General features: G+C 47.2%; 24 protein-coding genes. 11 read left to right on the top strand and 13 right to left on the bottom strand.

Translation table 11 applies throughout. The features are described 5' to 3' along the window. Positions 1-89 precede the first annotated feature (89 nt). The gene (gene bamJ, locus VR7878_RS12220) at positions 90-710 is read right to left on the bottom strand and encodes a BamJ family beta-barrel-assembly machinery protein (protein WP_077336360.1); all 621 of its coding nucleotides are present in this window, start codon (positions 708-710) and stop codon (positions 90-92) included. A gap of 228 nt (positions 711-938) precedes the next feature. On the opposite strand from bamJ, the gene VR7878_RS12225 reads away from it, so the two are divergent. Beyond that, a complete protein-coding gene (locus tag VR7878_RS12225; RefSeq protein ID WP_077336361.1) occupies positions 939-1,556 on the top strand; it encodes a LysM-like peptidoglycan-binding domain-containing protein in 618 nt (205 codons plus the stop codon). Positions 1,557-1,669: 113 nt separating this feature from the next. Here VR7878_RS12225 and VR7878_RS12230 read toward each other — a convergent pair whose 3' ends face one another. The 3 genes from VR7878_RS12230 to VR7878_RS12240 form a co-directional block, all read right to left on the bottom strand. Beyond that, positions 1,670-2,119, bottom strand: a complete 450-nt coding sequence (locus VR7878_RS12230; RefSeq protein WP_077336362.1) for a GNAT family N-acetyltransferase — start codon at positions 2,117-2,119, stop codon at positions 1,670-1,672. Positions 2,120-2,224: 105 nt separating this feature from the next. Next, positions 2,225-2,818: a Crp/Fnr family transcriptional regulator gene (locus VR7878_RS12235; protein WP_077336363.1), complete on the bottom strand. Its 594-nt coding sequence runs from the start codon at positions 2,816-2,818 to the stop codon at positions 2,225-2,227. A gap of 68 nt (positions 2,819-2,886) precedes the next feature. Next, on the bottom strand, positions 2,887-4,863 hold the full coding sequence (locus VR7878_RS12240; RefSeq protein WP_077336364.1) for a bifunctional 2',3'-cyclic-nucleotide 2'-phosphodiesterase/3'-nucleotidase: 1,977 nt from the start codon (positions 4,861-4,863) through the stop codon (positions 2,887-2,889). Between the two features lie 233 nt (positions 4,864-5,096). Between VR7878_RS12240 and cobA the strand changes: the two genes are divergently transcribed. From cobA to cysC, 5 genes are all read left to right on the top strand, one after another. After that, positions 5,097-5,975, top strand: coding sequence for a uroporphyrinogen-III C-methyltransferase (gene cobA, locus VR7878_RS12245; protein WP_077336365.1), 879 nt, complete (start codon positions 5,097-5,099; stop codon positions 5,973-5,975). A gap of 122 nt (positions 5,976-6,097) precedes the next feature. Then, positions 6,098-7,006: a sulfate adenylyltransferase subunit CysD gene (cysD, locus tag VR7878_RS12250; protein WP_077336366.1), complete on the top strand. Its 909-nt coding sequence runs from the start codon at positions 6,098-6,100 to the stop codon at positions 7,004-7,006. Between the two features lie 17 nt (positions 7,007-7,023). Then, positions 7,024-8,451, top strand: coding sequence for a sulfate adenylyltransferase subunit CysN (gene cysN, locus VR7878_RS12255; RefSeq protein ID WP_077336367.1), 1,428 nt, complete (start codon positions 7,024-7,026; stop codon positions 8,449-8,451). A gap of 42 nt (positions 8,452-8,493) precedes the next feature. Then, on the top strand, positions 8,494-10,218 hold the full coding sequence (locus VR7878_RS12260; RefSeq protein WP_077336368.1) for an SLC13 family permease: 1,725 nt from the start codon (positions 8,494-8,496) through the stop codon (positions 10,216-10,218). Positions 10,219-10,273: 55 nt separating this feature from the next. After that, positions 10,274-10,903, top strand: a complete 630-nt coding sequence (gene cysC / locus VR7878_RS12265) for an adenylyl-sulfate kinase (protein ID WP_077336369.1) — start codon at positions 10,274-10,276, stop codon at positions 10,901-10,903. 25 nt (positions 10,904-10,928) lie between these two features. Here cysC and VR7878_RS12270 read toward each other — a convergent pair whose 3' ends face one another. From VR7878_RS12270 to msrA, 7 genes are all read right to left on the bottom strand, one after another. Continuing rightward, positions 10,929-11,822: a TIGR03899 family protein gene (locus VR7878_RS12270; protein WP_077336370.1), complete on the bottom strand. Its 894-nt coding sequence runs from the start codon at positions 11,820-11,822 to the stop codon at positions 10,929-10,931. 248 nt (positions 11,823-12,070) lie between these two features. After that, complete coding sequence (locus VR7878_RS12275) at positions 12,071-12,547, bottom strand: DUF3299 domain-containing protein (RefSeq protein WP_235862877.1); 477 nt, start codon at positions 12,545-12,547, stop codon at positions 12,071-12,073. Between the two features lie 32 nt (positions 12,548-12,579). Beyond that, on the bottom strand, positions 12,580-13,839 hold the full coding sequence (locus VR7878_RS12280) for an ABC transporter permease (protein WP_077336372.1): 1,260 nt from the start codon (positions 13,837-13,839) through the stop codon (positions 12,580-12,582). Positions 13,840-13,841: 2 nt separating this feature from the next. Beyond that, positions 13,842-14,552 (bottom strand): ABC transporter ATP-binding protein, encoded by a 711-nt coding sequence (locus VR7878_RS12285; protein ID WP_077336373.1) that lies wholly within the window; start codon positions 14,550-14,552, stop codon positions 13,842-13,844. Positions 14,553-14,615: 63 nt separating this feature from the next. Next, positions 14,616-15,260: a zinc uptake protein ZrgA gene (gene zrgA / locus VR7878_RS12290; RefSeq protein ID WP_077336374.1), complete on the bottom strand. Its 645-nt coding sequence runs from the start codon at positions 15,258-15,260 to the stop codon at positions 14,616-14,618. A gap of 224 nt (positions 15,261-15,484) precedes the next feature. Next, on the bottom strand, positions 15,485-15,796 hold the full coding sequence (locus tag VR7878_RS12295) for a DUF2607 family protein (protein WP_077336375.1): 312 nt from the start codon (positions 15,794-15,796) through the stop codon (positions 15,485-15,487). Positions 15,797-15,882: 86 nt separating this feature from the next. Then, complete coding sequence (msrA, locus tag VR7878_RS12300) at positions 15,883-16,512, bottom strand: peptide-methionine (S)-S-oxide reductase MsrA (protein WP_077336376.1); 630 nt, start codon at positions 16,510-16,512, stop codon at positions 15,883-15,885. 451 nt (positions 16,513-16,963) lie between these two features. On the opposite strand from msrA, the gene tamA reads away from it, so the two are divergent. The 3 genes from tamA (at position 16,964) to VR7878_RS12315 (ending at position 22,953) form a co-directional block, all read left to right on the top strand. After that, positions 16,964-18,682 carry an autotransporter assembly complex protein TamA gene (gene tamA, locus VR7878_RS12305; RefSeq protein WP_077336377.1) on the top strand — a complete coding sequence of 573 codons (1,719 nt, stop codon included), beginning with the start codon at positions 16,964-16,966 and terminating at the stop codon, positions 18,680-18,682. Continuing rightward, positions 18,679-22,440: an autotransporter assembly complex protein TamB gene (gene tamB, locus VR7878_RS12310; protein WP_077336378.1), complete on the top strand. Its 3,762-nt coding sequence runs from the start codon at positions 18,679-18,681 to the stop codon at positions 22,438-22,440. Before tamA ends, tamB begins: the two co-directional genes overlap by 4 nt. 159 nt (positions 22,441-22,599) lie before the next feature. Then, positions 22,600-22,953, top strand: coding sequence for a gamma-glutamylcyclotransferase family protein (locus VR7878_RS12315; protein WP_077336379.1), 354 nt, complete (start codon positions 22,600-22,602; stop codon positions 22,951-22,953). Positions 22,954-23,033: 80 nt separating this feature from the next. Here VR7878_RS12315 and ppa read toward each other — a convergent pair whose 3' ends face one another. Next, complete coding sequence (gene ppa, locus VR7878_RS12320; protein ID WP_038179066.1) at positions 23,034-23,564, bottom strand: inorganic diphosphatase; 531 nt, start codon at positions 23,562-23,564, stop codon at positions 23,034-23,036. Positions 23,565-23,700: 136 nt separating this feature from the next. Then, positions 23,701-24,714 (bottom strand): class 1 fructose-bisphosphatase, encoded by a 1,014-nt coding sequence (gene fbp, locus VR7878_RS12325; protein WP_077336380.1) that lies wholly within the window; start codon positions 24,712-24,714, stop codon positions 23,701-23,703. A gap of 304 nt (positions 24,715-25,018) precedes the next feature. Between fbp and mpl the strand changes: the two genes are divergently transcribed. Further along, positions 25,019-26,383: a UDP-N-acetylmuramate:L-alanyl-gamma-D-glutamyl-meso-diaminopimelate ligase gene (mpl, locus tag VR7878_RS12330; protein WP_077336381.1), complete on the top strand. Its 1,365-nt coding sequence runs from the start codon at positions 25,019-25,021 to the stop codon at positions 26,381-26,383. After that, positions 26,376-26,999 (top strand): flavin prenyltransferase UbiX, encoded by a 624-nt coding sequence (locus tag VR7878_RS12335; protein ID WP_077336382.1) that lies wholly within the window; start codon positions 26,376-26,378, stop codon positions 26,997-26,999. Before mpl ends, VR7878_RS12335 begins: the two co-directional genes overlap by 8 nt.

Below are 26,999 nucleotides of genomic sequence, written 5' to 3' on the forward strand. Positions count from 1 at the left end.
TGAGCTGATGGAGAAAGTTTAGATAAAAAAAGCGGTGCTGAGCACCGCTTGATGTTAATTCTTTGCTAATTTATTGATAGCTGACTGGCTTACAGAATATCGAGTAATTCGACTTCAAATACCAATGCAGCATATGGTGGAATCGCAGCACCTGCACCACGCTCACCATAAGCAAGATCTTGAGGAATATAGAGCTTCCACTTTGAGCCAACAGGCATGATTTGCAGCGCTTCAACCCAACCTTTAATCACGCCCGTTACTGGGAACTCAACTGGCTGACCACGAGTCACTGAGCTATCGAATACTGTACCATCGGTCAGTTGACCATGATAGTGAACACGGACAGTCTTATCAGAAGTCGGCACTTCACCAGTACCTTCGGTCACCACTTCATACTGAAGACCTGATTCTAAAACAGTTACTTCTGGACGGAGTGCGTTATCTTTCAGGAATGCTTCACCATCAGCCGCGGCTGCTTTCGCAGCAGATTCACGTGCTTCCTGAGCTTTTGCATGAACAGCTTGCAGTGCTTGATTGATATCATCGATTTCGATTGCTGGCATGTCACCTGTCAATGCTGTTGCAATACCGGCAGCAATCGCATCAACGCTGAGTCCTTCTAAACCGCTACCAGCAAGTTGTTGGCCCATTTGCAAACCAATACCGTAGCTTGCCTTCTGTTCGTTTGTTTCAAGTTGTACGTCAGACATAACTGTCACTCTTTTGCGTTAAAACGCTAGAGGATAACAGTTATTGATAGATGATGAAATGAAGAACAGGGAGAATATTTCATTGCATAGTTTGATGTGACACGACTCTAATCTTAAATGAAATTTTTTCAGGATTGTGTCAACATTTTAGTTCTAGCGACGATTCCCCTATACTCACTAAGCGCGAGTTTTTATACTAGCCGGAATAAGCATGGGAGATGTGAATTCGTGAATCGCCGACGGGAAAAAAAGGTGCAAGGTGGCTATCTTGCTGTAATTCAGAGCAAATGGTCAGCTATGAATTTTCAGCAGTTATTGCAGCCAATGATCAGTCAATGTCGTAGTCTATGGGGAGAGTTGCCGAAATTACATCAACGTTTATTGATGGTTTTGGTGCCTGTGGTCATGCTTCTTGTTTTGCTCCCTTGGCCGAAAGAAGGGCAAATGGCGTCTGAACAGACCGCTAGCGACGAGACTGTTGGAGAGCAGCGTGTCGCGCTGGCACTGGATCCCGATAGCTTGCAGGAACCCAATGAGCCTGTTACATCCCCGAAAACCGTCAAATCGGCTGTTGAGCCTCGCACAACAGCGTGGGTCAACTATACGATACAAAATGGTGATACGCTTTCTAAGGTGTTCCGTACCAACGATCTCTCTCTGGCTGATCTGAATGCACTGGTTCAGGTCGAGGGCTCAGATAAGCCTCTCAGTAACATCAAACCGGGGCAACTAATCCGTTATAAACTGACGACGAAAGGTGATCTGGACATTTTGCAAGTTGAGCAAAAGGATCAATCAATCATGTTTTTCCGCTTATCCAATGGCGGATTTGGCCGGAGTAAATAACGTCGCCAGAGAATGGCTTGAGCAGCATTACATCGGGGAATAGCAATGAGTGCTATCCTCAGGGTGTCAATCAAGTGAGCACCGTCCGAATGCTTCTTTGATGGGGCATTGATCTAAACTCTCTTCATATCGATATGCGGAATACCATCTTCAAGATAGGGTTCGGACGTCTCAACGAATCCATATTGGTGGTAAAACGTCTTTAAGTGTGTCTGTGCACCAATTTCAATTGGTGTGTCCGGCCACAAATGACAACACTGTTCAATGGCATAACTGAGCAGCTGATGTCCCGCACCTTCTCCCCGGATACATTTGTGGGTCGCTATTCGGCCGATACTACTCCCCGGATAGCTAATACCGGGTGGAATTAACCGGGCACAGGCAATGATGTTTCCATCCTGATATCCGAGTAGGTGGCGGACACCTGACATATGATCTTTATCGTCTAATTCAGGATAGGGGCAAGCCTGTTCAACGACAAAAATGTCAATCCGCAATTTGAGCAATTGATAGAGCTGCACCGTCGTCAGCTCGGAAAAGGGAAGTAAATGCCAAGTTATCATCAAAAAATACCGCTGAGTGAATGAGAGTCATGGTCGACAATCTACTTTTACAGGATGTGATTATCATTAACAAATGTTAACAGCGAGTATCTAAAGCATTGCTCATTAACAATGACCAAAGTTTGAGTTTTCTGACAGCGTGTCCACGCGCTTTTTAATTCGGCTCAGACTGATCGGTGTGATTCCCAGATAAGCGGCAACATGATAGTCAGCCAATCGCTCAAGCAGTTGCGGATAATGCTGGCGGAATAGTTGATAACGCTCCTCCGGGGTATAAAGCAGCATCAATCTCTCTTTATTTTCTTTGTGGATCAGTTTCGTTTCGAGCAATTTTATATAAGCCGGATGTCGCGACGCGTGCCACTGAAACAGCACACTAATCGGCAAACACATTAATTTTACTGGTGAAAGTGTTTCCAGAAGATAAGGTAATGGCTCCCGTTTGATCAGACTTTCAAAACCGATGATCCAGTCAGATTCCCAGTAAAACTCTTTGCTGAACGATTTTCCTTTATCAGTGAGATAACTGGCATGACAGATTCCTTCAAGGATAAAGTAGATGTGTGAGGCAACTTCACCCTGATGAGAAAGAATATGGCGAGTCGGAAGATCAAGTGGGGTGGCAATCGCGAGCAATGCCTCAATGTCTTCATCATGAAAGCCGCTATGCACTAAATAATTCCGGAATGTGTTTTCCATGAATCCCTCAAAAGTAGACAGTACCAGTCGTAACTTCCGCTACGACTGGTACTGTAATCAATTCAGGCTTATTTTTGTAGCTCAATCTCATAGACCGCGAAGCCTGCTTCATCAGTCATCAGTTGTTTCATCGGATAGCGGCCATATTGTTGAATGAATTGGGCGGCTTTTTCTCCCGGCGCTGTTTCAAAACGAATATCGAGTTTTTTTGAAGTCTCAATCGGGGCTAAACGCCAGTTGTTATCCGCTGTGGGATGAATCTCTCCCTGATTTTTACTGACCTGAGCAATGTAATTGGCCAGAATCGTCCGGTTTTCATCGGGGGCGTCAAAAGCCACATGTGAAGCACCGGTTCCGGAGAACTTGTTGCCATACGCGCGATAGTTATTGGTGGCAATAAGAAAGACTTGATTATCCGGGATTGCTTTCCCTTGATAAGATAAACCGACAATACGTCTGCTGTTTGGGTGAACCAATTGGCAGTCACCATCATATCGGGCAGGCTGAGTTACATCGATCTGATACTCAATGCCATCAATCACATCAAAGTTATAGGTTCTGAATCCATCCCAATCGATAAGAGATTGAGGCGTCGTCTGAGTCGGGTCAATACGATTGAATTGCCCGGCCGAGCATTCCAGCCACTCTTTCAGCTCTCGTCCAGTGACTTTGAGCGCCACTAAGGTATTTGGGTAAAGATACAGGTCTGCGGCATTACGGAAAGTCAGTTGTCCTGATTCAACTTCGGTATAGTTTGAGGGATCATTTTTTCGGCCACCGGCTTTAAATGGCGCAGCAGCAGACAGAACTGGCAGGCCACTTAGATCCGGATCGCCCTGAATCATTTTTTCAACGTAGGCTTGCTGAGCCAGATTGACGATCTGAACGGTCGGATCGTCCTGAACGAGTGCCAGATAGCTATACATTTTATCACTGGCACGGCCGATAGGCTGATTGACAAATTGCCGTGTAGCCTGGTGATCGGATTGGACGGCGTGACGAAGTTGTGCATCTGCCGGTACCAAGGCATGATGCGTCATATTGTCATAAATCGGACGCGCTTGTGATTGACTGCCAGTGACCTGCCAGTGATGGTTTTTCTTTTCTATAGTGAGGTCAATAATGCCGACATGGCTTCCCCAGCGTCCGGGCATCACCGCAGCAACACCGTGAATTGTTCCCTTGTGGTTATCGACATCCGGCAGATTATCGAAACCTTTTCCGGGGAATACCGCATGAGCGTGACCAAAAGCAATCGCGTCAATGTCAGGGATTTCTGCAAGGTAGTAAACCGAGTTTTCAGCGCCGACATGATAAGGTGTGGTTGCAATACCCGAATGGGGAATCGCAACGATGATATCAGCGCCTTCCTGTTTCATCTTGGGGATCAGGGCTTTTGCCGTGGCTTTGATATCTTTGGTATAGACGTTACCGGTTAAATTTTTCTTATCCCAGGTCATAATCTGGGGTGGAGCAAAGCCGATATAGCCAACCTTCAATTGCTGCGGTTTTCCGTCGGTATCGGTCAATGTATACGATTTGATGAGATAAGGACGGAAATAATGCTGATCTGTTTTGGCATCAAATATATTGGCGTTGATATAAGGGAAATTCGCATCATTAAGGGTTTCTTTCAGGTATCCAAGCCCATAATTGAACTCATGATTACCAATATTCCCAACCTCGTAGCCGAGAAGATTCATCGCCTTATAAACCGGATGAACTTCTCCGGTCTTGATACCTTTGGCTGCCATATAGTCACCCATCGGACTACCCTGAATCAGATCACCGTTATCAATTAAAAGCGAGTTCGGATTTTCTTCACGGGCAGTCTTGATCAGGCTGGCTGCCCGGATTAAGCCAATCTTTTCTGAAGATTTGTCTTTGTAATAGTCATAGTCCATGATGTTAGCATGGATATCTGTTGTTTCTATGATACGAAGCTGGATAGTTTCTGCATTGACTGAGTTGGAGAGTATTGAGGAAGAAAGTATCAGTAATTCACTAAGTAATGATAGAATGAGAAATCTTCTGGGCTGTTTCATACGCTGCCGGATCCATAAGCGGTAAATGATTTGGCTAATGTAGCAAAGATGAATGAAAGCTATATTTCAATGAGTTAGAAAATGTGACGTACGTCGTTTAATACAGCAATGGGCTTTTTTATTGAAGAAAATGTTTCCTTATCAGATTTTCGAATAAAAAATGAAATTTTAGAATTTCATGTCATATGTAGAGGTCGCCATAATGCACATATTCATTTTAGGTGGGGTGTGTTATGGCAAGGGATCAAGTTGTGACTCGTTTACCCGTTAAACCAGTCCGTCCGTCTGTGAAGGTCGATGCGTCAGAACAAATCAGCTACCACTTTACAACATCCCAGCTACAGGCCGGTGAAGTCGCATTGGTCGGTGCTGGGCCGGGAGACCCGGAATTACTGACTGTCAAAGCGGTTAACTTTCTCCGACAGGCCGATGTCGTTCTATATGACTATCTGGTCTCGGAAGAGATTATGTCACTGATTCCGGACAGTACGATTCTGGTGTGTGTCGGCAAACGAGCCGGACACCATAGTGTGCCGCAAGATAAAACCAACCAGCTTTTGGTCGATTTTGCCAGACAGGGACATCGAGTCGTGCGAATCAAAGGGGGTGACCCGTTTATTTTTGGCCGGGGTGGTGAAGAACTGGAAAGTTTGTTCGATGCTGGGATCCGCTTTCAAGTCGTCCCCGGTATCACCGCAGCTGCCGGTGCGACAGCCTATGCCGGAATTCCCCTGACACACCGGGATTATGCCCAGTCCGCGATTTTTGTTACAGGTCATGTTCGTGCCGAGCAAGATGAAATGGATTGGTCAACACTGGCTCGGGGAAGACAGACGCTCGTGATCTATATGGGCTTGATGAAATCCGGATATATCCGGGAACAGCTAATTCAGCATGGCCGTGACGCGAAGACACCTGTTGCTGTCATTGAACGGGGAACGCAAGCTGCGCAGAAACTGTTTCGTGGCACATTGGACGATTTGCCGCAGTTAGCGGCTCAGGCCGATTCGCCTGCTTTGATTGTGATTGGTGAAGTGGTTTCACTGTCCGAAAAGCTTAATTGGTTCAGCAGTCCTCAGGAAGCAGAACCCGTGCTTTGTATGCATAAATAAAAAGATACGTATCAATTGGTCGAGGTATCCGGTTATCCGGACTAAATCAGGATGACTCACTCATCCATTAAGAAATCGAATTGCATAACACACTCATCTTGTGAGTCAAAAGGAAGCAAGAGATGGATCAACAACGTTTAACTCATTTAAAACAACTGGAAGCTGAAAGTATTCATATCATTCGTGAAGTTGCAGCTGAATTCGGCAACCCGGTGATGATGTATTCCATCGGAAAAGATTCATCGGTGATGCTGCATTTGGCTCGCAAAGCCTTCTATCCGGGCAAAATTCCGTTTCCGTTACTACATGTCGACACCAACTGGAAGTTTCGTGAAATGATCGAGTTTCGCGATAAAACCGCAGAAAAATATGGTTTCGAGTTACTGGTGCATAAAAATCCCGAAGGTCTTGAAATGGGAATCAACCCATTTGTGCACGGCAGTTCCAAACATACCGACATTATGAAAACTCAGAGTCTGAAGCAAGCACTCAACAAATATGGTTTTGATGCTGCATTTGGTGGGGCGCGTCGGGATGAAGAGAAGTCTCGTGCCAAAGAGCGGGTCTATTCGTTTCGGGATAAGAACCATACTTGGGATCCTAAAAACCAGCGCCCGGAAATCTGGCATACCTATAACGGCCAGATTAACAAAGGGGAGAGCATTCGGGTTTTCCCTTTATCCAACTGGACTGAGCTGGACATCTGGCAATACATCTATCTGGAAGGGATTGATATTGTGCCGCTTTACTTCGCTGAGAAGCGGCCTGTCGTCGAACGCGACGGGATGCTAATCATGGTTGACGATGACCGGATGGAAATTTTACCGGGTGAGGTGGTCGAGCAGAAATCGGTTCGGTTCCGGACTCTCGGATGTTATCCGCTGACCGGAGCCATTGAATCGACGGCAAGCACATTGCCGGAAATTATTGAAGAGATGCTGGTGGCAACTTCCAGTGAGCGTCAGGGGCGAGCGATCGATCACGATCAGTCCGGATCCATGGAATTGAAAAAACGTCAGGGTTATTTCTAAGGGGCGAGAGAAAGTTTATGAATAGTGCAGTTCAGGCTCAGCTAGCTGAGTTAGGTATTGAAGGTTACCTGAATCAACATCAACACAAATCGTTACTTAGATTTCTGACATGTGGCTCGGTCGATGACGGTAAGAGTACGTTGATCGGTCGTTTGCTTCACGACTCAAAACAGATCTACGAGGATCAATTGGCTGCCGTTCATTCGGATAGTCAGCGTGTCGGTACAACCGGTGAGCGTCCGGATTTGGCGCTGCTGGTGGATGGACTACAGGCTGAACGCGAACAGGGCATTACAATTGATGTGGCATATCGCTATTTTTCAACGCAGAAGCGTAAATTTATCATCGCAGATACTCCGGGACATGAGCAGTACACACGGAATATGGCAACCGGTGCTTCAACATGTGATTTAGCGATTATTCTGATTGATGCGCGTAAAGGTGTATTGGATCAGACTCGTCGGCACTCTTTCATTTCCAATCTTTTGGGGCTGAGACACTTTGTGGTTGCGGTCAATAAGATGGACTTAGTGGATTATTCTCAGGAACGTTTTGAAGCGATCCGTCAGGAATACCTTGAATTCTCTCGTCATCTACAGGGTGAAACGGATATTCAGATCATCCCGATTTCAGCTTTAGAAGGGGACAATGTTGTTGAGAAAAGTCAGCATATGCATTGGTATCAAGGCCCTTCGCTACTTGACCTGTTGGAAACTGTCGATGTCGATCAGGTGAAAGGAACGGGAGCATTTCGTTTCCCCGTTCAATATGTGAATCGTCCGAATCTCGATTTCCGCGGGTTTGCCGGTACCGTTGCATCAGGCGTTATCCGGCCCGGGGATAAAGTTAAGGTATTACCGTCGGGTAAATCCTCCACGGTTGCCCGGATCGTCACTTTTGATGGTGATTTGGAACAGGCATATACCGGTCAGGCAGTGACACTGACGCTGAATGATGAAATTGATATCAGTCGTGGTGATTTGATTGTTCTGGAAGATGCTCAGCTCGATACGAGCAACCATTTATTGGCGGATGTGGTGTGGATGACTGAGCAACCATTGCAGCCGGGTCGGGATTACGACATTAAAATCGCCGGCCATAAAACGATTGGTCAGGTGAAATCGATTCGTCATCAATATGATATCAATAATCTTTCGACTTATCCGGCCGAATCTCTGCCTCTCAATGGGATTGGTTTATGTGAATGGACTTTCAATCAGGCCATCGCACTCGATAAATATCTCGACTGCGCGGACACCGGTGGATTTATTATTATTGACCGCCTGACCAATGTCACGGTTGGTGCCGGACTGGTTCGTGACAGCCTGCAAACGGTGGCTCAGACACTGGGAAATTTCTCTGAATTTGAGCTGGAACTGAACGCACTGATTCGTAAGCACTTTCCACATTGGGGTGCTCAAGATATCCGTCAATTACTGAAGTAGGCTGCTTGAAAGGGTGATATCACCCTTTCTGAGGGATGAGTGATGTGGGAACAAGGCGTGATAATTGCGATTCTGTGCGGTGTAGTTGCCTGCTTGCTGTTCACGCGGGTTAAACCGAGTTTAATCTTCGCCGGATCTGCATTTATCACCTTTATTGCGGGGATGATTGATGTCAATGATTTAGCCGCAAATTTCACTAACTCATCCCTACTCACGCTGATTTTGTTAATTCTGGCTTCTGCCGGCCTGGAAAAGACGCGGCTCATCAGTTGGATCAGTAGCAATATATCCGAGGGGCGGCTCGGTACGGTGATCGCGAAGCTGGGTTTATCGACAGCTTTTCTCTCTTCGTTCACCAATAATACCGCTGTGGTTGTTTCTCTGATTGGTGCGATTAAGCGCAACCAGCAACACGCTCCGTCAAAGCTGTTAATTCCCCTTTCTTACACAGCTATCTTCGGGGGCACGCTAACCTTGATTGGTACATCAACCAATCTGATCATTAACAGTTTTGTTGAAGATGCCGGCTTGCCAAGTCTTGATTTTTTCGCACCGACGCTGATTGGTTTGGCTGTGCTTTTAGGCGGCGTGCTGGTTCTGATCCCATTAAGTTATCTGCTGCCGAACAATGATGAGTCGGGTTCAGATGAACTGCCTTATTTTCTGGAAGCAATGGTGAGTGATAGCTCGCCGCTGGTCGGGCGTAGCATTGCAGAAAATAATCTGCGTGCTCTGCGCAAACTATTCTTAGCGGAAGTGATTCGTAATGGAGAAAGCGTCCCCTCTGTCGGGCCGGATTTTATCTTACAGGCACAGGATCGGCTGCTATTTTGTGGTGATGTCGAAAGTGTCTCGACACTTCAGGAAATTAAAGGGTTAACCTTGTTTGGGCAGCACCATCTGAACGGACAAAACTTTGTTGAAGTGGTCGTGAGTTCTTCGGCTAGTTTCTGTAATAAGACCCTGAAATCCAGCCATTTTCGTGAACGTTTTGATGCGGTTGTCGTTGCCATTCGCCGCGGGCATGAACGTCTGGAAGGGGGGCTGGGAAATATTACGTTAACGGCCGGTGATACGCTGGTTCTTGTGCCGGGAAAACAGTTCGAAGCTCAGCGTCATGCGCTGGATCGCGAATTTGTCTTCATCAATGACTTAAATTCGAGTGCCCGGTTAGACAGTCATAAATCGAGTCTGGTATTACTCGGTTTCATGGCGGTGATTGGTGCGGCATTGCTACACTTACTGCCGATTATCAAAGGACTGGCGATCTATCTGATTCTGTTGGTTGTCTTTGGTATCGTGCAAATTGGCGAATTACGTCGTCGCTTTCCTGTCGATATTGTTGTGATTGTCGGTTCGGCATTATCGATTGCCCAGTTGATGATCTCATCGGGATTGTCGCAGCGGATGGGTGAATTTTTTATTCACACGATGAACGGCTGGGGTGTGTTTGGCGGCTTGGTTGCCACATATCTGATCACGTTGATTTTGACGGAACTGATCACCAATAACGCAGCCGCCGCGTTAGCATTTCCGCTGGGTTATAGTCTGGCGGTTGGGTATGGCGTGGATCCGATGCCATTTATTATGGCGGTGTTATTTGGTGCCAGTGCAAGCTTTATTTCCCCTTATGGTTATCAGACTAACCTGCTGGTCTATAGTATCGGTAACTACAAAATGAGTGATTATGTCAGAATCGGGATTCCTATCTCTTTGGTCTATTCTTCACTTGTTCTGACCTTAATTCCGGTATTTTTTCCGTTTTAATCCCGATTGTGTTTAAACAATGTATTGATAAATTTACGTATAAAGGAAGAGTGTTATGAGTATCGCGCCAAATGAAAAAGAGGAACATATCGTCTGGCACCAGCACCTGATCGATAAAACATTTCGTGCGACGTTGAAAAAACAGAAACCGGTCGTGCTTTGGTTCACCGGATTATCTGGTGCCGGTAAATCAACCGTCGCCGGTGCACTGGAAAATCGTCTCGCGCAATTGGGTTATCATACTTATCTGCTTGATGGCGATAATGTCCGGCATGGGTTATGCCGTGATCTTGGTTTTTCGGCTCAGGATCGACGGGAAAATATCCGTCGGATCGGTGAACTGGCAAAGTTGATGGCAGATGCCGGACTAATCGTGCTCAGCGCATTTATTTCACCGCATCGTACTGAACGTCAGATGGTACGAGAGTTATTGCCGGAAGGAGAGTTTTTGGAAGTCTTCGTCAATACCTCACTGGAAGTGTGTGAGCAGCGTGATCCGAAAGGTTTGTATAAAAAAGCACGTGCAGGAGAGATTACCAACTTTACCGGTATCGATGCTGAATACGAAATGCCATTACAGCCTGAAATCGACTTACCGGCCGGTGAAAAGGGGATTGATGCATTGGTTGAACAATGTCTGACTGAACTGAATCAACGCGGTATCATCGATACGTCAGCACATTAATCAGTGGTTCTCGGCAGAAATTGAATCAGACGGTATGGTGAATACTGCCGGTTGCATCGGTATGAATCATAAATTTCTGCCCTAACAGCGCTATCATTTGATCATAATATTGTTGGTTGAGCTTATTGCCCAATAGCTTACATAACTCATTACCGGTGGGGCTAAAACGATAATAGAGCAAGTGAATGCCTTTGCTCATCGCCTGAAGAGACAGATTCTTGCCCTGATAATGAAATGGCAGGGCTGATTCTTGTCCGATTTCACCAGAGGCCAGCTCGGTGGCATGTAGTAAACCAAGCTCGATCAATACTAACAAGCTTGAGTAAGGCAGCTGAAAACTCCCCAGACTCAGCGTAATCGTAGTATCACGTTTACCAAAGGTAAAAATCCCATTGTGTGCCCGCATCCCGACGAATAGTTTACGGCTGCTGTCTTGTCCGAAGCTACAAGCGATAGCTGCTGATTTCTGCAAAATCTGAGCTTCTTTTGGCGTCATATCTTTCAGCACCTGCAATGCTTTCATCGAGGTCGAGCCCGGATTGGTCACTTCCCGTTTGAGCACTTGTGCCCACAGGCGCTGCATTGACGAGTTATGAATATCCTGAGCCATATCGAAAAAGCGGTAAAGCCAGTCTTGATCGGGATCGCCTGCAGTCTCATTTTTACAGGACTTATGGGCGAGCCTTATAATGCTCTCCAGATTCTTTTGCCGCTGTTCTCTCCGCTTACGCTCTCGTTGTAAGGCTCTTTCGAGAGGCGGTGTCTCGGTTTTTGTTTCGCTGATCAGCGCATCAAGCCCGTGTTCTTTCGCAATGTTCTGGATTCGATGACCGCTATCTTTAATATAGCGCCCTCTGGAATGGGATTTCGTCGTCTCATCATCCTGATGTTCAATGAGTGTAGGAGTGTGTTGTTCCATGAATAAGTTGATACCGACTGACAATTGAGAGCAATAGTAACAATTTAACGCGGAATGCGAGAGACATCTAGCCGGATTGATCAAATTCCGCTACTCAAAATGATAATATTTTGTTAAAATTGTTACTACTTATAATTTAAACATTGATGATTCCAGTGAAAAAGGCTCTGTCTGTCACCGTAATATTTATTCTTTATTTTGCACTACTCGGCTATCTCTCAAGCTATCTCGTCGTATAACTGTTTTCCTTACTGATCATCGTAAGGTTCAATACGACTTCCTTCAATTTTATATCCGGCATCAGCAACGTCGCTGCTGACAGGCTCTGCTTTTAGTTTGCCTACGACATAAATCACATCCCACAACTCCTGAACAGGTGCGCCTTGAGGGAACTTGACGTAAATAATCTGATTGGGTGGCGGCGGCGGTACATGGATACAAGCCCCGAAATAAGGGACGAGCAGAAATTCAGTAATGGTTTGATCGTCCCCTTCAAGCGGGATGACGAAGCCGGGAATCTTGACGAATTTTCCATCGAGTTCTGGCCTGACTGCACCGATGTGGCTCTGATGAGCGGGTGTGTTACCGTTATGATTGACTGCCGGCATCCCTTGTTGATCGAACTGATGACGTTCTTTCTTGGGGATTAAATCTATCCAATCGAGTGTCTGGGGCTTTTGAGCCCCCCAGACTGAAACTGAGCATAAGGCCATGCACAGAAGCATGACCGATGAAAAACTATTTCTCATTCAATTTCCTATATTCTTATTGTCATACCATCGCTGAGAGATTGTCGGTAGGCGCTCAATGCGGGCACAAACCCAATCAGGATCCCAGCCAGTTGTACGTAACCAAGCAATTGCCATTCATGATAACTCAAACGATCCAGCGTGATCATAATACCGTATTGGGCGTGAATCAGTGGTGCGACAATCGACATTAACCCATACAAACCCGCCACACCGACAAGGATACCGGCAAAGGTTAAGGTACTGGCCTCACTGATTAACAAAGCAAAAACATGTTTGGGTTGTGCGCCCATGGCTCTGAGAATCGCCATTTCACGTCGTCTTTCTTGCAAGCTGGTTAACAGGCTGCTGAGCATCCCCATCAGACCGGCAATTACCACGAAGATCGACACTGCCATCAGTGCTTGCTCTGCAACAGACATCATGCCCCATAATTCTTGCAATGCAACACCCGGAAGAATGGCACTCAGCGGTTCTTTACGATATTCATTGATTTCTCGCTGTAATGCAAATGTTTGAATACGAGATTTCAAGCCCAGATACATGGCTGTAATTTGAGTGGGTTGGAAATGTCGTTTTTCCAGAACGGCTGCATCCGGTGTTTTACCGATGTGCGCTCCGGATTCCCACCCGACGTGAATAGCTTCGATAGCGCCCAGAGAGACATGAACGGTACGATCAACCGGTGTACCTGTTGGTGCCAGGATCCCTGTGACCGTAAAGGGAAGATGGTCGTGACGGCTGAAGCCGACATCACTGATTCCATGCGCAATGATAATTTTACTGCCGATATGATAGCCAAGTTTTTTGGCAACATCAGCACCGATGACGGTATCAAAAAGCCCATGGAACGGCTGACCGGCCTGAAAAGTCAGATGCTGCTTACGTCCGTATTGATAGAATTTAAAATAATCAAGGTTAGTGCCCATCACCCGGAAACCTTTATGAGAGTCGCCCAGTGAAATAGGAATTGCCCACTTTACTGCCCGGTGATGGCTAAATTCCTGAAAACTTTTCCAGTCAATATTATTGGTCGCATTGCCGATGCGGAAAACAGAGTAAAGGAGCAGGTTCACGGAACCGGAGCGGCCACCAACAATCAGATCGGTGCCGGAAATTGTATTGGCAAAGCTACTTTTTGCCTGCGTTCGGATTCGTTCTACACCCATTAACAGAATGACTGAAATTGCCACGGTTAAAATGGTTAACAGTGCCGTTGTTTTGCGGTTGAGAACACTCTTCCATGCCAGATTCATGATGATTTTCATGTTTAGTTTCCTACCCGATTCAGTTGCGGCAGACTGATACTGCGATTAAACATGGACTCCAGTGTGGGGTCATGGCTGACAAAGACCAGTGTTGCATTGACCTGATCGGCCTCCTCCATCAGGAGTTGAATAAATGCGCTACGGTTATCGTAATCCAGAGCTGAAGTCGGTTCGTCAGCAATAATCAGTTGCGGTGAACCAATCAATGCCCGGGCAGCGGCAACTCGTTGTTGTTGGCCGATACTGAGTTCAACTACGGGCTGGTTGAGTAAATGTTCCGGCAGCTGCAACCCGGTCAGCAATTGGCGGGCTTTGTCTTGTAAGGAGCCGGCAATATGGTCACGACGTTGGGCTGAAAAATGGCAGGGCAGCACAACATTATCGATGACCGAGAGATACGGCAGCAGATTAAACTGTTGAAAGATATAGCCAATATGATCGGCTCTGAAGCGATCTCGCTGTCTGGACTGTAAAGCCGATAACTCCTGACCTAAGACAGAAAGTGAACCTGACTGACAAGTATTGATCCCTGTCAGTAGCGCGAGCAGGGTTGATTTTCCGCAGCCACTTGGCCCTTTAATGAATAGATGTTCACCAGCACTGACTGTCAGATGCTCAATATCAATTGTAGGTGGTGCATCCGTAGACCATCGAAATTGCACATTGCGGAGCTCGATGACGTATTCTGATTCAGATGGTTGTGAATCTTTCATTACTCGAAATCCTCTGAGAAGGCAGGACATTCAATGTCCTGCCGATACGTGATGAAGTTGATGCTACAAAGAGACATTTGTCTGGTCTGGATTCAGCTTAATTGCTGTCTGCTGACGATCCGTAAAGACATTGGCATGAATTTCATGAGTCCGTGGGAAATGACTAAACCACTGGGTGGAGAGATGGTCTAATTTTCCGCTATCCCGGCAGGTATATGTATATTGGATTGAGAAGGCAGTATGCGTGCCATGCTCATGCTCATCGCCATCATGATGATGTTCTTCATTATGGTCTGCATCTTCATCGTGGTCATGATGGTGTTCACTTTCATGGGCTGCGTGATCATGGTCATGGTGCTCGTGTTCATCTTCATGTTCATGGTGGTGAGCGGTCTGACGAACATCACTATGCTCAAGTGTACAGCCAGCCTCAGTGTTAATGGTGATGAGGTTATCGGCTTGTTCCAGAAGCGCTGTCGCTTGGTCGAGTGCCTGATGCTCCTGAGCTGTTTGTGGCGGATGCTCAAATCCGACGACATCCATGCCCGGAGAGGTAATTTCAACTAACAATGCATCAGCATCCTGAGCGATGTTCATTTCGACAACTCCGTGAACATGCGCTTCATGCTGACGAAACCCTTCTTCGGCCTGTGCAGATACCGCTGTAATGAGCCCTGCAAGGAGTGCAAGGTTATGTACTTTTAACATGAAAAAAACTCCGTCGTTAAGATAATTTAAATTGAACTCATAATGAAAACCTCGGTTTAGACCCATGTCCGATAGAACTGCGGTGATGATTTTTATGTGTCGGCTGCCATACAATCTGTTGTGAAGGCGTAGCCTGTGTTAAAAATCATAAGCCGCGGGCAAATCGTTACACAGTAAAACCTGCCTGATATATCACAGGGTGAGATGTCCCGAACTGAGATTTACTAAACGACTAGCGGAGGTGAGCGCGCAGAATAAGCCAGAAACGGCAGGCTTATTCTGATAGTTTCAGACGTCGGCTCGCTATATCCGTGAGACGCGATGACTGGCAGCACTGGCACATAAGATTGGATTGCGTGATGAATCCCGGTGAAGAGTTGACAGTCATGGTGCTGATGATGAACGGCCAATGTGTCAGCTTGATGAATAATGTAAGCTGCGCTGAGCCAGAGCACCAAAAAGATGGCAGCAGTCGCAACCATCTTTTGGTAGGGACGAGTCATCGGTAAACGAATCGTTTTACTGGCAGCCAACATCGGACATCCGCAGTGAATGGAAAAGTGTTATAATATAACAATCAACTGTGGGTGCAAGTGTTATTCATCGGATGATCAGTAATCACTTAAAGTGGCATGAAGCAAACGCCGGTTCCCGCGAGTCCGCAATAACCATCCGGATTTTTTGCCAGATATTGCTGGTGGTAACTCTCCGCAAAGTAATAAGGCCCGGCAGACAGGATCTCGGTGGTGATTTGTCCCTTGCCCTCACTATTGAGTGATTTCTGATAGGTTTGTCGGGAATGTTCTGCGATTAAGCGTTGTTTGTCATGATAAACGTAGATCACGGAACGGTACTGCGTACCGAGATCGTTGCCCTGACGCATTCCCTGTGTTGGATCGTGGTTTTCCCAGAAATAACCCAGTAATGTTTCCAACGAGATCTGTTGTGGCTGATAAATGACACGGACGACTTCGGCATGACCGGTTTGGCCGGTACATACTTCTTCATAGGTCGGATTGGGTGTATAGCCGCCAGAGTATCCGACAGATGTAGAAATGACTCCGGGAAGTTGCCAGAACAGTCTTTCCGCACCCCAGAAACAGCCCATCCCAATCAATATTTTTTGTTGACCTTTTTCTGGTTCAGCCGTGAGGCGGGAGTGATTGACAAAATGACTGTCTTCAATTTCAAGTGGTGTAAAACGACCTTTCAGAGCGGTTTCTTCTGTAACCATCTGTTGTTTGTCTGACATGAGTTTACCTTTCTTTCTTCAGGTGAAATATGAATGCTGAACCTTGAGGGCACCGAGAGTATAAATGTAGTGCATTTTGGATAAGGCGCGAACCCGGTTATTGTTTTCCTGCGGTTAAAACGAGCAGAACATGATGATGTTGTACTCAATTGTGTGAAAACTGTTAACCAGCTTCCAAACGATGAGTGATAGGGGCTCGATTTCAGCGGGATGATTCTAGCGGATGTGAGTATGTTTTTGGGTGACAGGTTCCGCATATCTACCGGATCGCAGTCGATAAACGACATGCTCGGAGCACTGAATTGAAACAAATCATGTCTGAAATGACAAGTGGATGAAATAACAACGTGTATGAAACGGCAAAATTTACGCTGAGCATACAGACGAATGACTTATCTACGGTTAAGATATTGTTTTGACGCTTTATCCTGTGACTTGATACAACGGTTGTATGAGACAATATTTTACGCTTTTGGGGTTATTATTTGGGCTATGTTTCTCTGCTGTCTCTGCGGAGCGTCAGATATCCCTTTCTATCGATGGGCTGGACGGTGATTTGTATGACAACGTCGAGGCCTATCTGTCGTCTGTTTCTCCCAAAGATTATTCCCCCAGTCTACGTTTTCAGGCGCGTCTTGAAGACAACATATCACAGGCACTACAGGCGCTTGGCTACTATCACCCGACCATTCGTTTTGCATTCAATCAGGAAGACGCTGAAATCACGGTTCACGTGGATCCCGGGCCGCCGACACGAATTGAGTCTGTCGATATTCAGTTGTTGGGGGATGCCCATCAAGATGAGTATTTTCAGCGCGTTGTGCAAGCAAGCCAGCTGAAAAAGGGGGAGATTCTCAACCACGGTGATTATGAACAACTGAAATCCAAACTACAAAGTCTGGCGCTGGAACGTGGTTATTTTAACACGAAGTTTGCTGAGAATCGTCTGGAAATCTTAAAAGATGACAATTTGGCCCGGGTCGTATTGCATTTTGATAGCGGGCTTCGTTATCGTTTTGGTAAGACGACGATGGTCGGGAGCCAGATTGACCCGGAGCGCGTCGCGTCGTTACAGACCTATCGGCCGGGAGACCCGTATCAGGTATCTAAAGTCGGTGAGTTTAACCAACGTCTCGCGAATACCGACTGGTTTTCTTCAGTTTTGGTCGAACCGGACTTGACTCATCTCGATACACAGCAAAATTTACCGATGAATGTGACCCTGAGCCCGGCCAGTCAAAACCAGATTGAAACGGGAGCCGGTTATTCGACTGACGTCGGGCCGACCGTGTTACTGAAGTGGAATAAGCCCTGGATCAACAATAAAGGGCACAGTTTCAGTAGCAGTTTCTCTTTGTCAAACCCGGAACAGCTCGTCACGACAAGTTATAAAATACCGTTGGAAGATGTGTTGAATCAGTATTACGAATTGCAATACGGTCTGAAACGGGTCGATAAGCTGGATACAAAAAGTATTGAATCTAACCTCTCGGTTGAAAGGCATTGGCGGTTGTCGAATGGGTGGCACCGGACACTGTTCACGCGTTATCTGATTGAGAACTATGAATTGGGAACGCTGGATGACGTCGGGCAGTTTGTTTTGCCGGGGATTACATTTTCCCGAACCCGGGTTCGTGGTAAGCGCTTGCTTACATGGGGCGACAAAGAAACGCTGACATTAGAATACGGCAATGAGCATTTGCACTCAGAAACCGATATTTTGAGAATTCAGGCGGGGACATCGTGGATTCGCACTTATGAGCAACGTCATCGCGGACTATTCCGTCTGGGAGGCGGAGCCAATTTGGTGGATGATTTCAGTCAGGTTTCCCCATCATTGAGATTTTTTGCCGGGGGTGATAACAGTATTCGCGGCTATTCATATGAATCGATCTCACCGCGAGATGCGAAGGGAGCTCTGAGCGGTGCAAAATATCTTGCGACAGCATCACTGGAGTATCAATACAATCTCTATGGTAACTGGTGGGCGGCACTGTTTTATGATTATGGGGATGCGTTCAACTCGACACCGAACTGGAAAAGAGGGACGGGCGTCGGTGTACGATGGGTTTCGCCGATAGGCCCGGTACGTCTTGATTTTGCCTGGGGACTGGATGCAACCCCCGGGGATGAGTTCCATATACACTTCACTCTGGGGCCGGAGTTATGATTCGGTTTGCGTTACGTACCAGCCAATGGCTGATGATTGCAATCGCGTTGCTGCTTGCAGTTCTGATAACGTTGACGGGATTTCTGCTCTATACACCGGCAGGACTGCATTTGGCAGTCTCGGGGGCTGAGCGGTTTGTCCCCGGCTTGCAGATCAGCCGGGCTGAAGGGATTTTAGCCGGGAAACTCGACTTGTATGATGTGGCATACCAAGATGCGCAGACTCAATTGAAGCTGCAACATGTCGGATTGTCGGTTCGCAGTCGTTGTCTGTTTCAACCGGCATTGTGCCTTGATTCCCTGACGGTCAGTCATGTGCAGGTCTCTGTGGCGGCAAGTAACCAATCTTCTGATGCGGATAAAAATACCCCGGCGGCCGAGCCTGTCTTCAGTTTACCGATACCGTTGTCAGTCTCGCATTTTTCACTGGAAGATGTGACGCTGGCCTTACCGCAAACGCAGCTACAGTGGCAAACATTAAGTGGCGGGCTGTCATGGTATCGCAGCCGTCTGACCCTCGATAAAGTAGCACTCAATCAGACTCGTCTTGAGCTCGCCTCGTCACCCGCAACACAGCAGAGTGCTGCGACGTCGTTGGGCAACTTTTCCTATCCTGCGGTGACATTGCCTGAGATATGGATTCCGATCGATATTCGTTTGAATCAGTTACGCTTGACGGATATGCATATTCGCAGTGAAAGCGACCATCAGATTCAAACACTCCAGTTATCCGCGCAGGCATACCGACACCGGATTCACATTGAACATGTCGATGTAACCACACCAGAAATCGCAGCCGATGGTCGTGGAAATATCACGTTATCCGGAGGTTATCCACTGGATATAAACATCAATTCAGTGTTGCACGTACCGGAACTATCAGGGCAACGTGTCACGGCAAAAGCCCATGGTAGTGTGGCAAAGATGCAGCTATCTGCTACGTTGGGTGAACGGGTTCAGGGAAGTATTTCGGCACAACTTGAACCGCTGACTGCCGGTTTTCCTTTTGATATCACTGTGGATAATCTTGCCGGACAGTGGCCTCTTTCCGGTGATGCACAGTATCAGTTGGATCTTGGGCATGTCAGTGTGAAAGGAAAACTCGATCAATATCAGCTTGCCTTACAAGGGTTGGTTCACGGCCAAGAGATACCATCGACTCAGATTGATATTTCCGGTCAGGGAACGCTTACTCAGCTTGACCTGTCAGCATTGCAAATCAAGACGCTCAACGGGGTAATTCGCGGGCAAAGTCAGCTTGCGTGGCAAAAAGGCTTCACGTTCGGTTCACAGTTATCACTTCAGCAGATTGAGCCTCAGGCACAGTGGCCTGAGCTATCCGGAAAATTAGGCGGACAGATCGATCTGAAAGCTGCCGTATCCGGTCAGAAGTGGCAACTTGATGTGACCCGGCTGGAGCTGAACGGGCAGTTCCAGCAATACCCGTTACATGTCTCTGGACCCTTGACTCTTTCCGGTGGGGCGCAAGAGAATCAGCTCCAAGCCATGACCCCGGGGTTAATTCTTTCTCACGGTAAAAATCAGCTGCGGATCAAGGGGCGTTTGGATCAGCACTGGGATATGAACGTGCATCTCTCCGTCCCTGATTTAGCGAAAAGCCTCCCGGGAGGGAAAGGCGATATCCGAGGCGGTATCCGCTTACGAGGCAACTTCAGTCATCCTGAAGCGGAGATAGCACTGACCGGAACGCAGCTTCAGTGGCAAGACCAAATCCAAGCCAATCAGGTTTCTCTGCATGGCAAGATCAGTGATTTGATTCAGGGACGGGGTGATGTTGTACTGAACCTAAAGCAGGGACGTTATCAGCAATATATACTGAACACCGTGATGTTCAGCGGGCGCGGAGATTTATCGCAACATCTGTTCAATCTTGATGCCGATACGTCAGAAGGCCGTGTTCAGCTTCAGGTGTCGGGGTCAACTGATCGGACATTTCGTCGTTGGCAAGGGACGTTGGCGCGTGCCACATTATCAGTGGAAAAACATCAACTGACGCTCCGGTCACCTGTCAGTATCGATTTGCGTCCTCCGACGCGACAATTGAGTGTTCAGGCGCACTGTTGGCAGGATAACTCCGCCTCATTATGTCTCGATCAAGATATTACGATCAGCCCGTCATCCGGACAACTGCATGTGTCCCTCAGTCAGCTTGATCTGGCTCGTCTGGTTTATCTGTTGCCGGAAGAAACCACACTGAAAGGCCGTGTTAATGCTGAAGCTTTTCTGAGCTGGAAGCAGGGCGAAGACCAGCAGCTTCCCCCGAAAGCACACTTAACGGTGCTCGTTGAGCAAGGCCGGTTAAAGCAGCAGATTGCGATGAAATCATTCGTTGTCGCATGGCATAAGATGAAACTTCAAATGGATCTCGAAGACAATCATCTTGCGGCCACTGGCCAGATTGACCTTGCCGACCATGGTGCACTTGATTTAGCGGTGATGATCCCGGATATCAGACAGCAGCAAAAGCAGATGACGGCAAATATCGATATCAATCGGTTGGATCTGAGTCTGATGCAATCTCTCCTGGGCGATTACAGTGAGTTTCATTCTATTGCTGACGGTCATCTGAAAGTTCATGGTGATTTATTACATCCACAGGTCACGGGAGCACTGGCTGTCAGCCAAATCCGATTACAGGGGAAAGTCACACCGGTCGATATTCGTCAGGGGAATATTGATATTCAGTTTAAGGGCTATCAGGCACAGCTTGCGGCATTGGTGCAGACACCGGAAGGAGATTTGCATCTTCAGGGCGATGCTGACTGGACGAGACTGGATGACTGGGCAGTTCATTCCCGGTTGTATGCTAACGGAGTCGATATTGATTTCCCCCCTTATGTGAAGCTCAAGGCTATCCCGGATATGACGCTGACGCTGACCCCGAAAGTCGCGAGAGTTGAAGGCTCGGTTGAGTTGCCGGAAGGGAAGATTACCGTTGATCAACTGCCGGATAGTGCAGTTCAGGTGTCATCGGATCAAGTGATTATTCAAGATGCTCAGCCGATTAAGCAATCACAATCGCTGCCGTTTACTCTGGAAAGTAAAGTGACCGTGAAGATTGGTTCAGGCGTGCGCCTGTCAGCCTTCGGGCTGGATGGTAAGCTGCAAGGTGAACTGACGATTTCACAGCGGGACAACACGCCATTCATGACCGGAGAAGTTAATATTCTGAACGGGACGTATCGTTCGCTGGGGCAAGATTTGGTCATTCAACAAGGAAAAGTCATTTTGAATGGCCCGATCAGTCAACCTTATGTGTCGATTACCGCAATTCGTAATCCTGAGAATATTGCCGATAATGTCACGGCAGGGATCAAAGTGAACGGGCCGGCTGATAATCCGTCCGTGTCGGTTTTTTCCGAGCCGGCCATGGCGCAGGCCAATGCGCTCTCTTACTTAATTCGCGGACAAAATCTCGATGCGGAGTCGAATAATGGCGCATTAACGACGAGCCTGATTGGTTTGAGCCTCGCTCAGAGCGGCAAACTGGTCGGAGAGCTCGGTCAGGTATTCGGAGTGCAGGATCTCCAGTTAGATACCTCTGGTTCGGGAGAACAGTCTCAGGTGACGGTCAGTGGATATATCCTGCCGGGATTGCAAGTGAAATATGGGGTTGGTATTTTTAACTCCGTCGGTGAATTTACGGTGCGTTATCGGCTGATGAGTGATCTGTATATTGAGGCGATCTCCGGGCTGACAAGTACCATGAATGTCTTGTATCAGTTTGAATTTAATTAAGAGCCGCGGGGAGCTGGTCTGGTGCCATCCACCCACATTGATGAAAGATAGCTGGTTTCATGATTTCTACGTGAAGAGCGTCTATTGTTAGAGGTGTCGCGCTGAAATTATGAGGTCTGACTCTGATAAACGTGATGAGAGAATAAACAAGGAGTGTTTATGCAGCAGCAACATTTAGTGTTTGTCTACGGTACGTTACGTCATGGAGAAGTTAATCACTGGCATCTGGGAGACAGCCCGATGCTGGGATATTACGAAACACCACCGGAATTCACCTTATTTGATCTCGGACCTTACCCGGGATTGATTGACGGACATCAGTCAGTCATGGGGGAAATCTATGTCGTTGATGAGCAGATTTTATCCCGCCTCGATGAGCTGGAAGATGTGCCTGTTGAATACCGCAGAGAGCAAATCGAAACACCTTTCGGCATGGCTTGGATCTATTTTTATCAGGATGTATCTAAGCTGACTCAGACGATCGCATCCGGAGACTGGTGTCAGCGGATCTGAGCTTAAAAGGCATTGATCGTGTAACCACCAAATAAAAAAGGAGAGATTAAAATCTCTCCTTTTTTCAGCCAAAAGACCGATTATTTGTTTTGCGCACGCTCATAAGAGGATTGGATCTCTGCGCGAGCGGATGCTGCATCTTCCCAGCCATCAACTTTGACCCATTTTCCTGACTCAAGCTCTTTGTAGCGCTCGAAGAAATGTTTGATTTGTGCTTTCAGCAGCTCAGGCAGATCGTTGACATCCTGAATATGGTCATATTCTTTGGTCAGTTTTGAGTGAGGTACGGCAACAACTTTTGCATCTTCACCTGATTCATCGGTCATTTTCAGCACACCGACAGGGCGGCAGCGAATCACAGCACCGGGAACCAGTGGATAAGGTGTCGGGACCAGTACGTCAACCGGGTCACCATCTAAAGAGAGCGTATTGTTTACATAACCGTAGTTACATGGGTAGAACATTGGCGTAGACATGAAGCGGTCTACAAATACAGCACCAGACTCTTTGTCTACTTCATATTTGATTGGATCAGCATTCGCCGGGATTTCAATGACGACATAGATATCATCAGGCAGAGACTTACCTGCTGGTACGTTATTCAAACTCATGAATGTATTCCTTACTGTTTAGCGGACGTTTTGAAGCGCCTATTATTATTCACTTCATCGTTGAACGCAAAAAGTGTTGATCACTGAACGTGACGGGATAAGAAAAAGCGCCCGGAGGCGCTTTATACAGAGAGGCTTAATTGTCTTTATGGGCTTCCAGAAATTCCTGAAGCTTGGTCACCATGTTTTTTGAACCGACAAAAAATGGCACCCGTTGGTGTAGCTCTTGCGGATCAAGGTCAAGAATCCGGTTTATGCCATCAGTGGCGATACCACCGGCTTGTTCCATCAAAAATGCCATGGGATTACACTCGTAGAGCAGACGGAGTTTACCCTGTGGGTGACTGAGTGTACTTGGGTACAGATAGATCCCGCCTTTAAGCAAGTTACGGTGAAAATCAGCCACCAGTGAGCCGATATAACGTGAGGTATAAGGACGATTATCTTCCGGCACGTTTTCCTGACAGTACTTAATGTATTTTTTCACCCCGGTCGGGAAACGAATGTAGTTGCCTTCGTTAATCGAATAGATTCTGCCGTCTTCTGGGATCATCATATTCTCGTGGGAGAGGCAGAATGTGCCCAACGACGGATCGTAAGTAAAGCCGTTGACGCCATTGCCGGTGGTGTACACCAACATGGTAGAAGAGCCGTAAATCACGTAGCCGGCTGCGACCTGTTTATGACCCGGTTGCAGAAAGTCTTCCGCCGTTGGTGTGGTGCCAATCGGGGAGACGCGATGGTAAATCGAGAAAATCGTTCCGACTGAGACATTCACATCAATATTGGTTGAGCCGTCAAGCGGGTCCATCAACACGACGTACTTGGCATTCTTATTTAATTCTTTATTAAATATGATGGCTTCGTCTTCTTCTTCACTCGCGACACCGCAGACTTGATCCCGGGCTTCAAGTGCAGCTTTAAACTTCTCATTGGCGTAGACGTCGAGTTTTTGCTGATCTTCGCCCTGAATGTTTTCCGTACCGACAGCGCCGGTAATATCTACAAGCCCCGCTTTATTGATTTCACGGTTTACGATTTTTGCTGCCAAACGTATCGAAGCAAGCAGGGAAGAGAGCTCTCCGCTTGCGTGAGGAAAATCGGTTTGTTTTTCAACAATGAATTCTCCTAAGGTTCTCATTTCTGACATGTTATTTCCTTGAAAAGCAATCATGAACATTTACCATTCGTCTGAAAGACAGCAAATTGGCATTATGCAAATGGGCGATGGATGCCCTTTAAATAAGATTCTATGATCCAGATCTTATTTAAGGTAATAAAGTAACTGACTCAGATCTCATTTTTCACACAAGATACCGATAAGCGTGAATCCTGACAGGCTGAGGGTAAAATCTCTGTCGGATTGTCGATTTCAGACTCGCTTTTATGATGTGAATCATGATAATGAAGGTCAGTAAGATGAGCGAAAATCAGAACAGAGGACTGAGAGATTCATGCACATACATATACTCGGAATTTGTGGCACATTTATGGGTGGCGTTGCAACGCTGGCACGCCAGATGGGGCACCGGGTCACCGGCTCCGATGCCAATGTTTATCCACCGATGAGCACATTATTAGAATCTCAAGGCATTGAAATTATAGAAGGTTTTGATGTTGGTCAGCTCAATCCTCGTCCGGATTTAGTTGTTATCGGCAATGCATTAAGCCGGGGAAACCCCTGTGTTGAGTACGTCTTGAATCATCACCTGCCCTATACATCCGGACCGCAGTGGCTGAGTGAGTTTCTGTTACGGGAACGGTGGGTTTTGGCGGTATCCGGCACCCATGGAAAAACTACCACAGCCAGTATGCTGAGCTGGATATTAGAATACTGCGGCTATCAACCCGGTTTTCTGGTCGGCGGTGTACTCGGCAACTTCGGAATTTCCGCCAGATTAGGTGAAAGTGACTTTTTTGTCGTTGAAGCTGATGAATATGACAGTGCTTTTTTCGATAAGCGATCTAAGTTTGTCCACTACCATCCGAACACCCTGATCCTGAACAATCTAGAGTTCGATCATGCCGATATCTTCGACGATCTTGAAGCGATTAAGAAACAATTTCATCATTTGGTCCGGACGGTTCCCGGTATCGGCCGCATTCTGTCACCCCAAGATGATCCTGCTTTAAATGATGTTTTAGAGCGCGGGTGCTGGAGCGAACAAGAGTTTTGCGGTGAAAATGCAAACTGGAATGTAACAAAATTAGAAAAAGATGGATCTTCATTCCAAATTTCATTTAATGGTGAGATGGTTGGTACGGTGTCATGGGATTTGATTGGTGATCATAATGTGCATAACGCCATGATGGCGGTTGCGGCAGCCCGACATGTCGGGGTTGTCCCCAATATGGCCTGTGAAGCGTTGGGCCACTTTATTAATACCAAACGTCGTCTGGAACAGCGTGGTGAAGTGCATGGTGTGACGGTTTATGATGACTTTGCCCATCATCCGACGGCCATTCAACAAACATTGGCCGGGCTGCGTGCGAAAGTGGGCTCGCAACGAATTCTCGCAGTACTGGAACCTCGCTCGGCAACGATGAAAATGGGCGTGCATAAGCAGCTTCTCGCGGATGCTTTAGTGCCGGCCGATATGGTGTTTATTTACCAGCCGCAGGAACTGGAATGGCCTGTTGCTGATGTGATTGCACAGTGTCACCAGCCGGGATATGTGGCCGATGATATTGATGCTTTGGTGCAACAAGTGATTCAGGTTGCGAGCCCCGGGGATTCGATTCTGGTGATGAGCAACGGTGGTTTCGGCGGGATTCATGACAAACTACTGCAACAGTTAGAGAAGGGCTATAATGAGTGATATTCAGCGGGAAAAAGCCATCACATTAGCTTGGACCGGAGCCTCCGGTGCGCCTTACGGATTACGTTTACTTCAGCATTTGCTGGCCGCGGATTATCAGGTGTATCTGTTGATTTCGTCAGCGGCGAGAGTGGTGCTGGCGACCGAGCACGGTTTGAAGCTTTCCGCAGCTCCGGACAAAGCCCATCAGACGCTGGTGGAGCATCTGCAATGCCGGAGTGAACAGTTGGTTGTCTGTGGCAAAGAAGATTGGTTTTCTCCGGTCGCTTCGGGTTCATCTGCACCGAAGCAAATGATCGTTTGCCCATGCTCTGCCGGGAGTGTCGCGTCGATTGCTTACGGCATGTCAGACAATTTGATTGAACGGGCGGCTGATGTGGTGATCAAAGAAAAAGGACAACTGCTGCTGGTGGTACGGGAAACTCCTCTTTCAACCATTCATTTAGAAAATATGCTCAAGCTGTCTCAGGCTGGCGTGACGATTATGCCGGCTGCGCCCGGATTTTATCATCAGCCTGAGTCAATTGATGATTTAGTCGATTTTATGGTGGCGCGGATTCTTGATCATCTGGGAATCGAGCAGACGGTGGTGCCGCGTTGGGGATATCAGCACTGA

Origin of the sequence: Vibrio ruber DSM 16370 (genome assembly GCF_900163965.1) — a bacterium.
GTDB lineage: Bacteria > Pseudomonadota > Gammaproteobacteria > Enterobacterales > Vibrionaceae > Vibrio > Vibrio ruber.

Bases quoted from the DNA above. Each gene is read 5' to 3' on its own strand.
- cysD (WP_077336366.1), top strand. From the start codon at position 6,098: ATGGATCAACAACGTTTAACTCATTTAAAACAACTGGAAGCTGAAAGT.
- VR7878_RS12270 (WP_077336370.1), bottom strand. From the start codon at position 11,822: ATGGAACAACACACTCCTACACTCATTGAACATCAGGATGATGAGACG.
- VR7878_RS12240 (WP_077336364.1), bottom strand. From the start codon at position 4,863: ATGAAACAGCCCAGAAGATTTCTCATTCTATCATTACTTAGTGAATTA.
- bamJ (WP_077336360.1), bottom strand. From the start codon at position 710: ATGTCTGACGTACAACTTGAAACAAACGAACAGAAGGCAAGCTACGGT.
- cysC (WP_077336369.1), top strand. From the start codon at position 10,274: ATGAGTATCGCGCCAAATGAAAAAGAGGAACATATCGTCTGGCACCAG.
- VR7878_RS12230 (WP_077336362.1), bottom strand. From the start codon at position 2,119: ATGATAACTTGGCATTTACTTCCCTTTTCCGAGCTGACGACGGTGCAG.
- VR7878_RS12285 (WP_077336373.1), bottom strand. From the start codon at position 14,552: ATGAAAGATTCACAACCATCTGAATCAGAATACGTCATCGAGCTCCGC.
- VR7878_RS12315 (WP_077336379.1), top strand. From the start codon at position 22,600: ATGCAGCAGCAACATTTAGTGTTTGTCTACGGTACGTTACGTCATGGA.
- VR7878_RS12335 (WP_077336382.1), top strand. From the start codon at position 26,376: ATGAGTGATATTCAGCGGGAAAAAGCCATCACATTAGCTTGGACCGGA.
- msrA (WP_077336376.1), bottom strand. From the start codon at position 16,512: ATGTCAGACAAACAACAGATGGTTACAGAAGAAACCGCTCTGAAAGGT.
- VR7878_RS12280 (WP_077336372.1), bottom strand. From the start codon at position 13,839: ATGAAAATCATCATGAATCTGGCATGGAAGAGTGTTCTCAACCGCAAA.
- VR7878_RS12275 (WP_235862877.1), bottom strand. From the start codon at position 12,547: ATGCTTCTGTGCATGGCCTTATGCTCAGTTTCAGTCTGGGGGGCTCAA.
- mpl (WP_077336381.1), top strand. From the start codon at position 25,019: ATGCACATACATATACTCGGAATTTGTGGCACATTTATGGGTGGCGTT.
- VR7878_RS12235 (WP_077336363.1), bottom strand. From the start codon at position 2,818: ATGGAAAACACATTCCGGAATTATTTAGTGCATAGCGGCTTTCATGAT.
- fbp (WP_077336380.1), bottom strand. From the start codon at position 24,714: ATGTCAGAAATGAGAACCTTAGGAGAATTCATTGTTGAAAAACAAACC.
- VR7878_RS12260 (WP_077336368.1), top strand. From the start codon at position 8,494: ATGTGGGAACAAGGCGTGATAATTGCGATTCTGTGCGGTGTAGTTGCC.
- VR7878_RS12295 (WP_077336375.1), bottom strand. From the start codon at position 15,796: ATGTTGGCTGCCAGTAAAACGATTCGTTTACCGATGACTCGTCCCTAC.
- cysN (WP_077336367.1), top strand. From the start codon at position 7,024: ATGAATAGTGCAGTTCAGGCTCAGCTAGCTGAGTTAGGTATTGAAGGT.
- tamA (WP_077336377.1), top strand. From the start codon at position 16,964: ATGAGACAATATTTTACGCTTTTGGGGTTATTATTTGGGCTATGTTTC.
- tamB (WP_077336378.1), top strand. From the start codon at position 18,679: ATGATTCGGTTTGCGTTACGTACCAGCCAATGGCTGATGATTGCAATC.
- cobA (WP_077336365.1), top strand. From the start codon at position 5,097: ATGGCAAGGGATCAAGTTGTGACTCGTTTACCCGTTAAACCAGTCCGT.
- ppa (WP_038179066.1), bottom strand. From the start codon at position 23,564: ATGAGTTTGAATAACGTACCAGCAGGTAAGTCTCTGCCTGATGATATC.
- zrgA (WP_077336374.1), bottom strand. From the start codon at position 15,260: ATGTTAAAAGTACATAACCTTGCACTCCTTGCAGGGCTCATTACAGCG.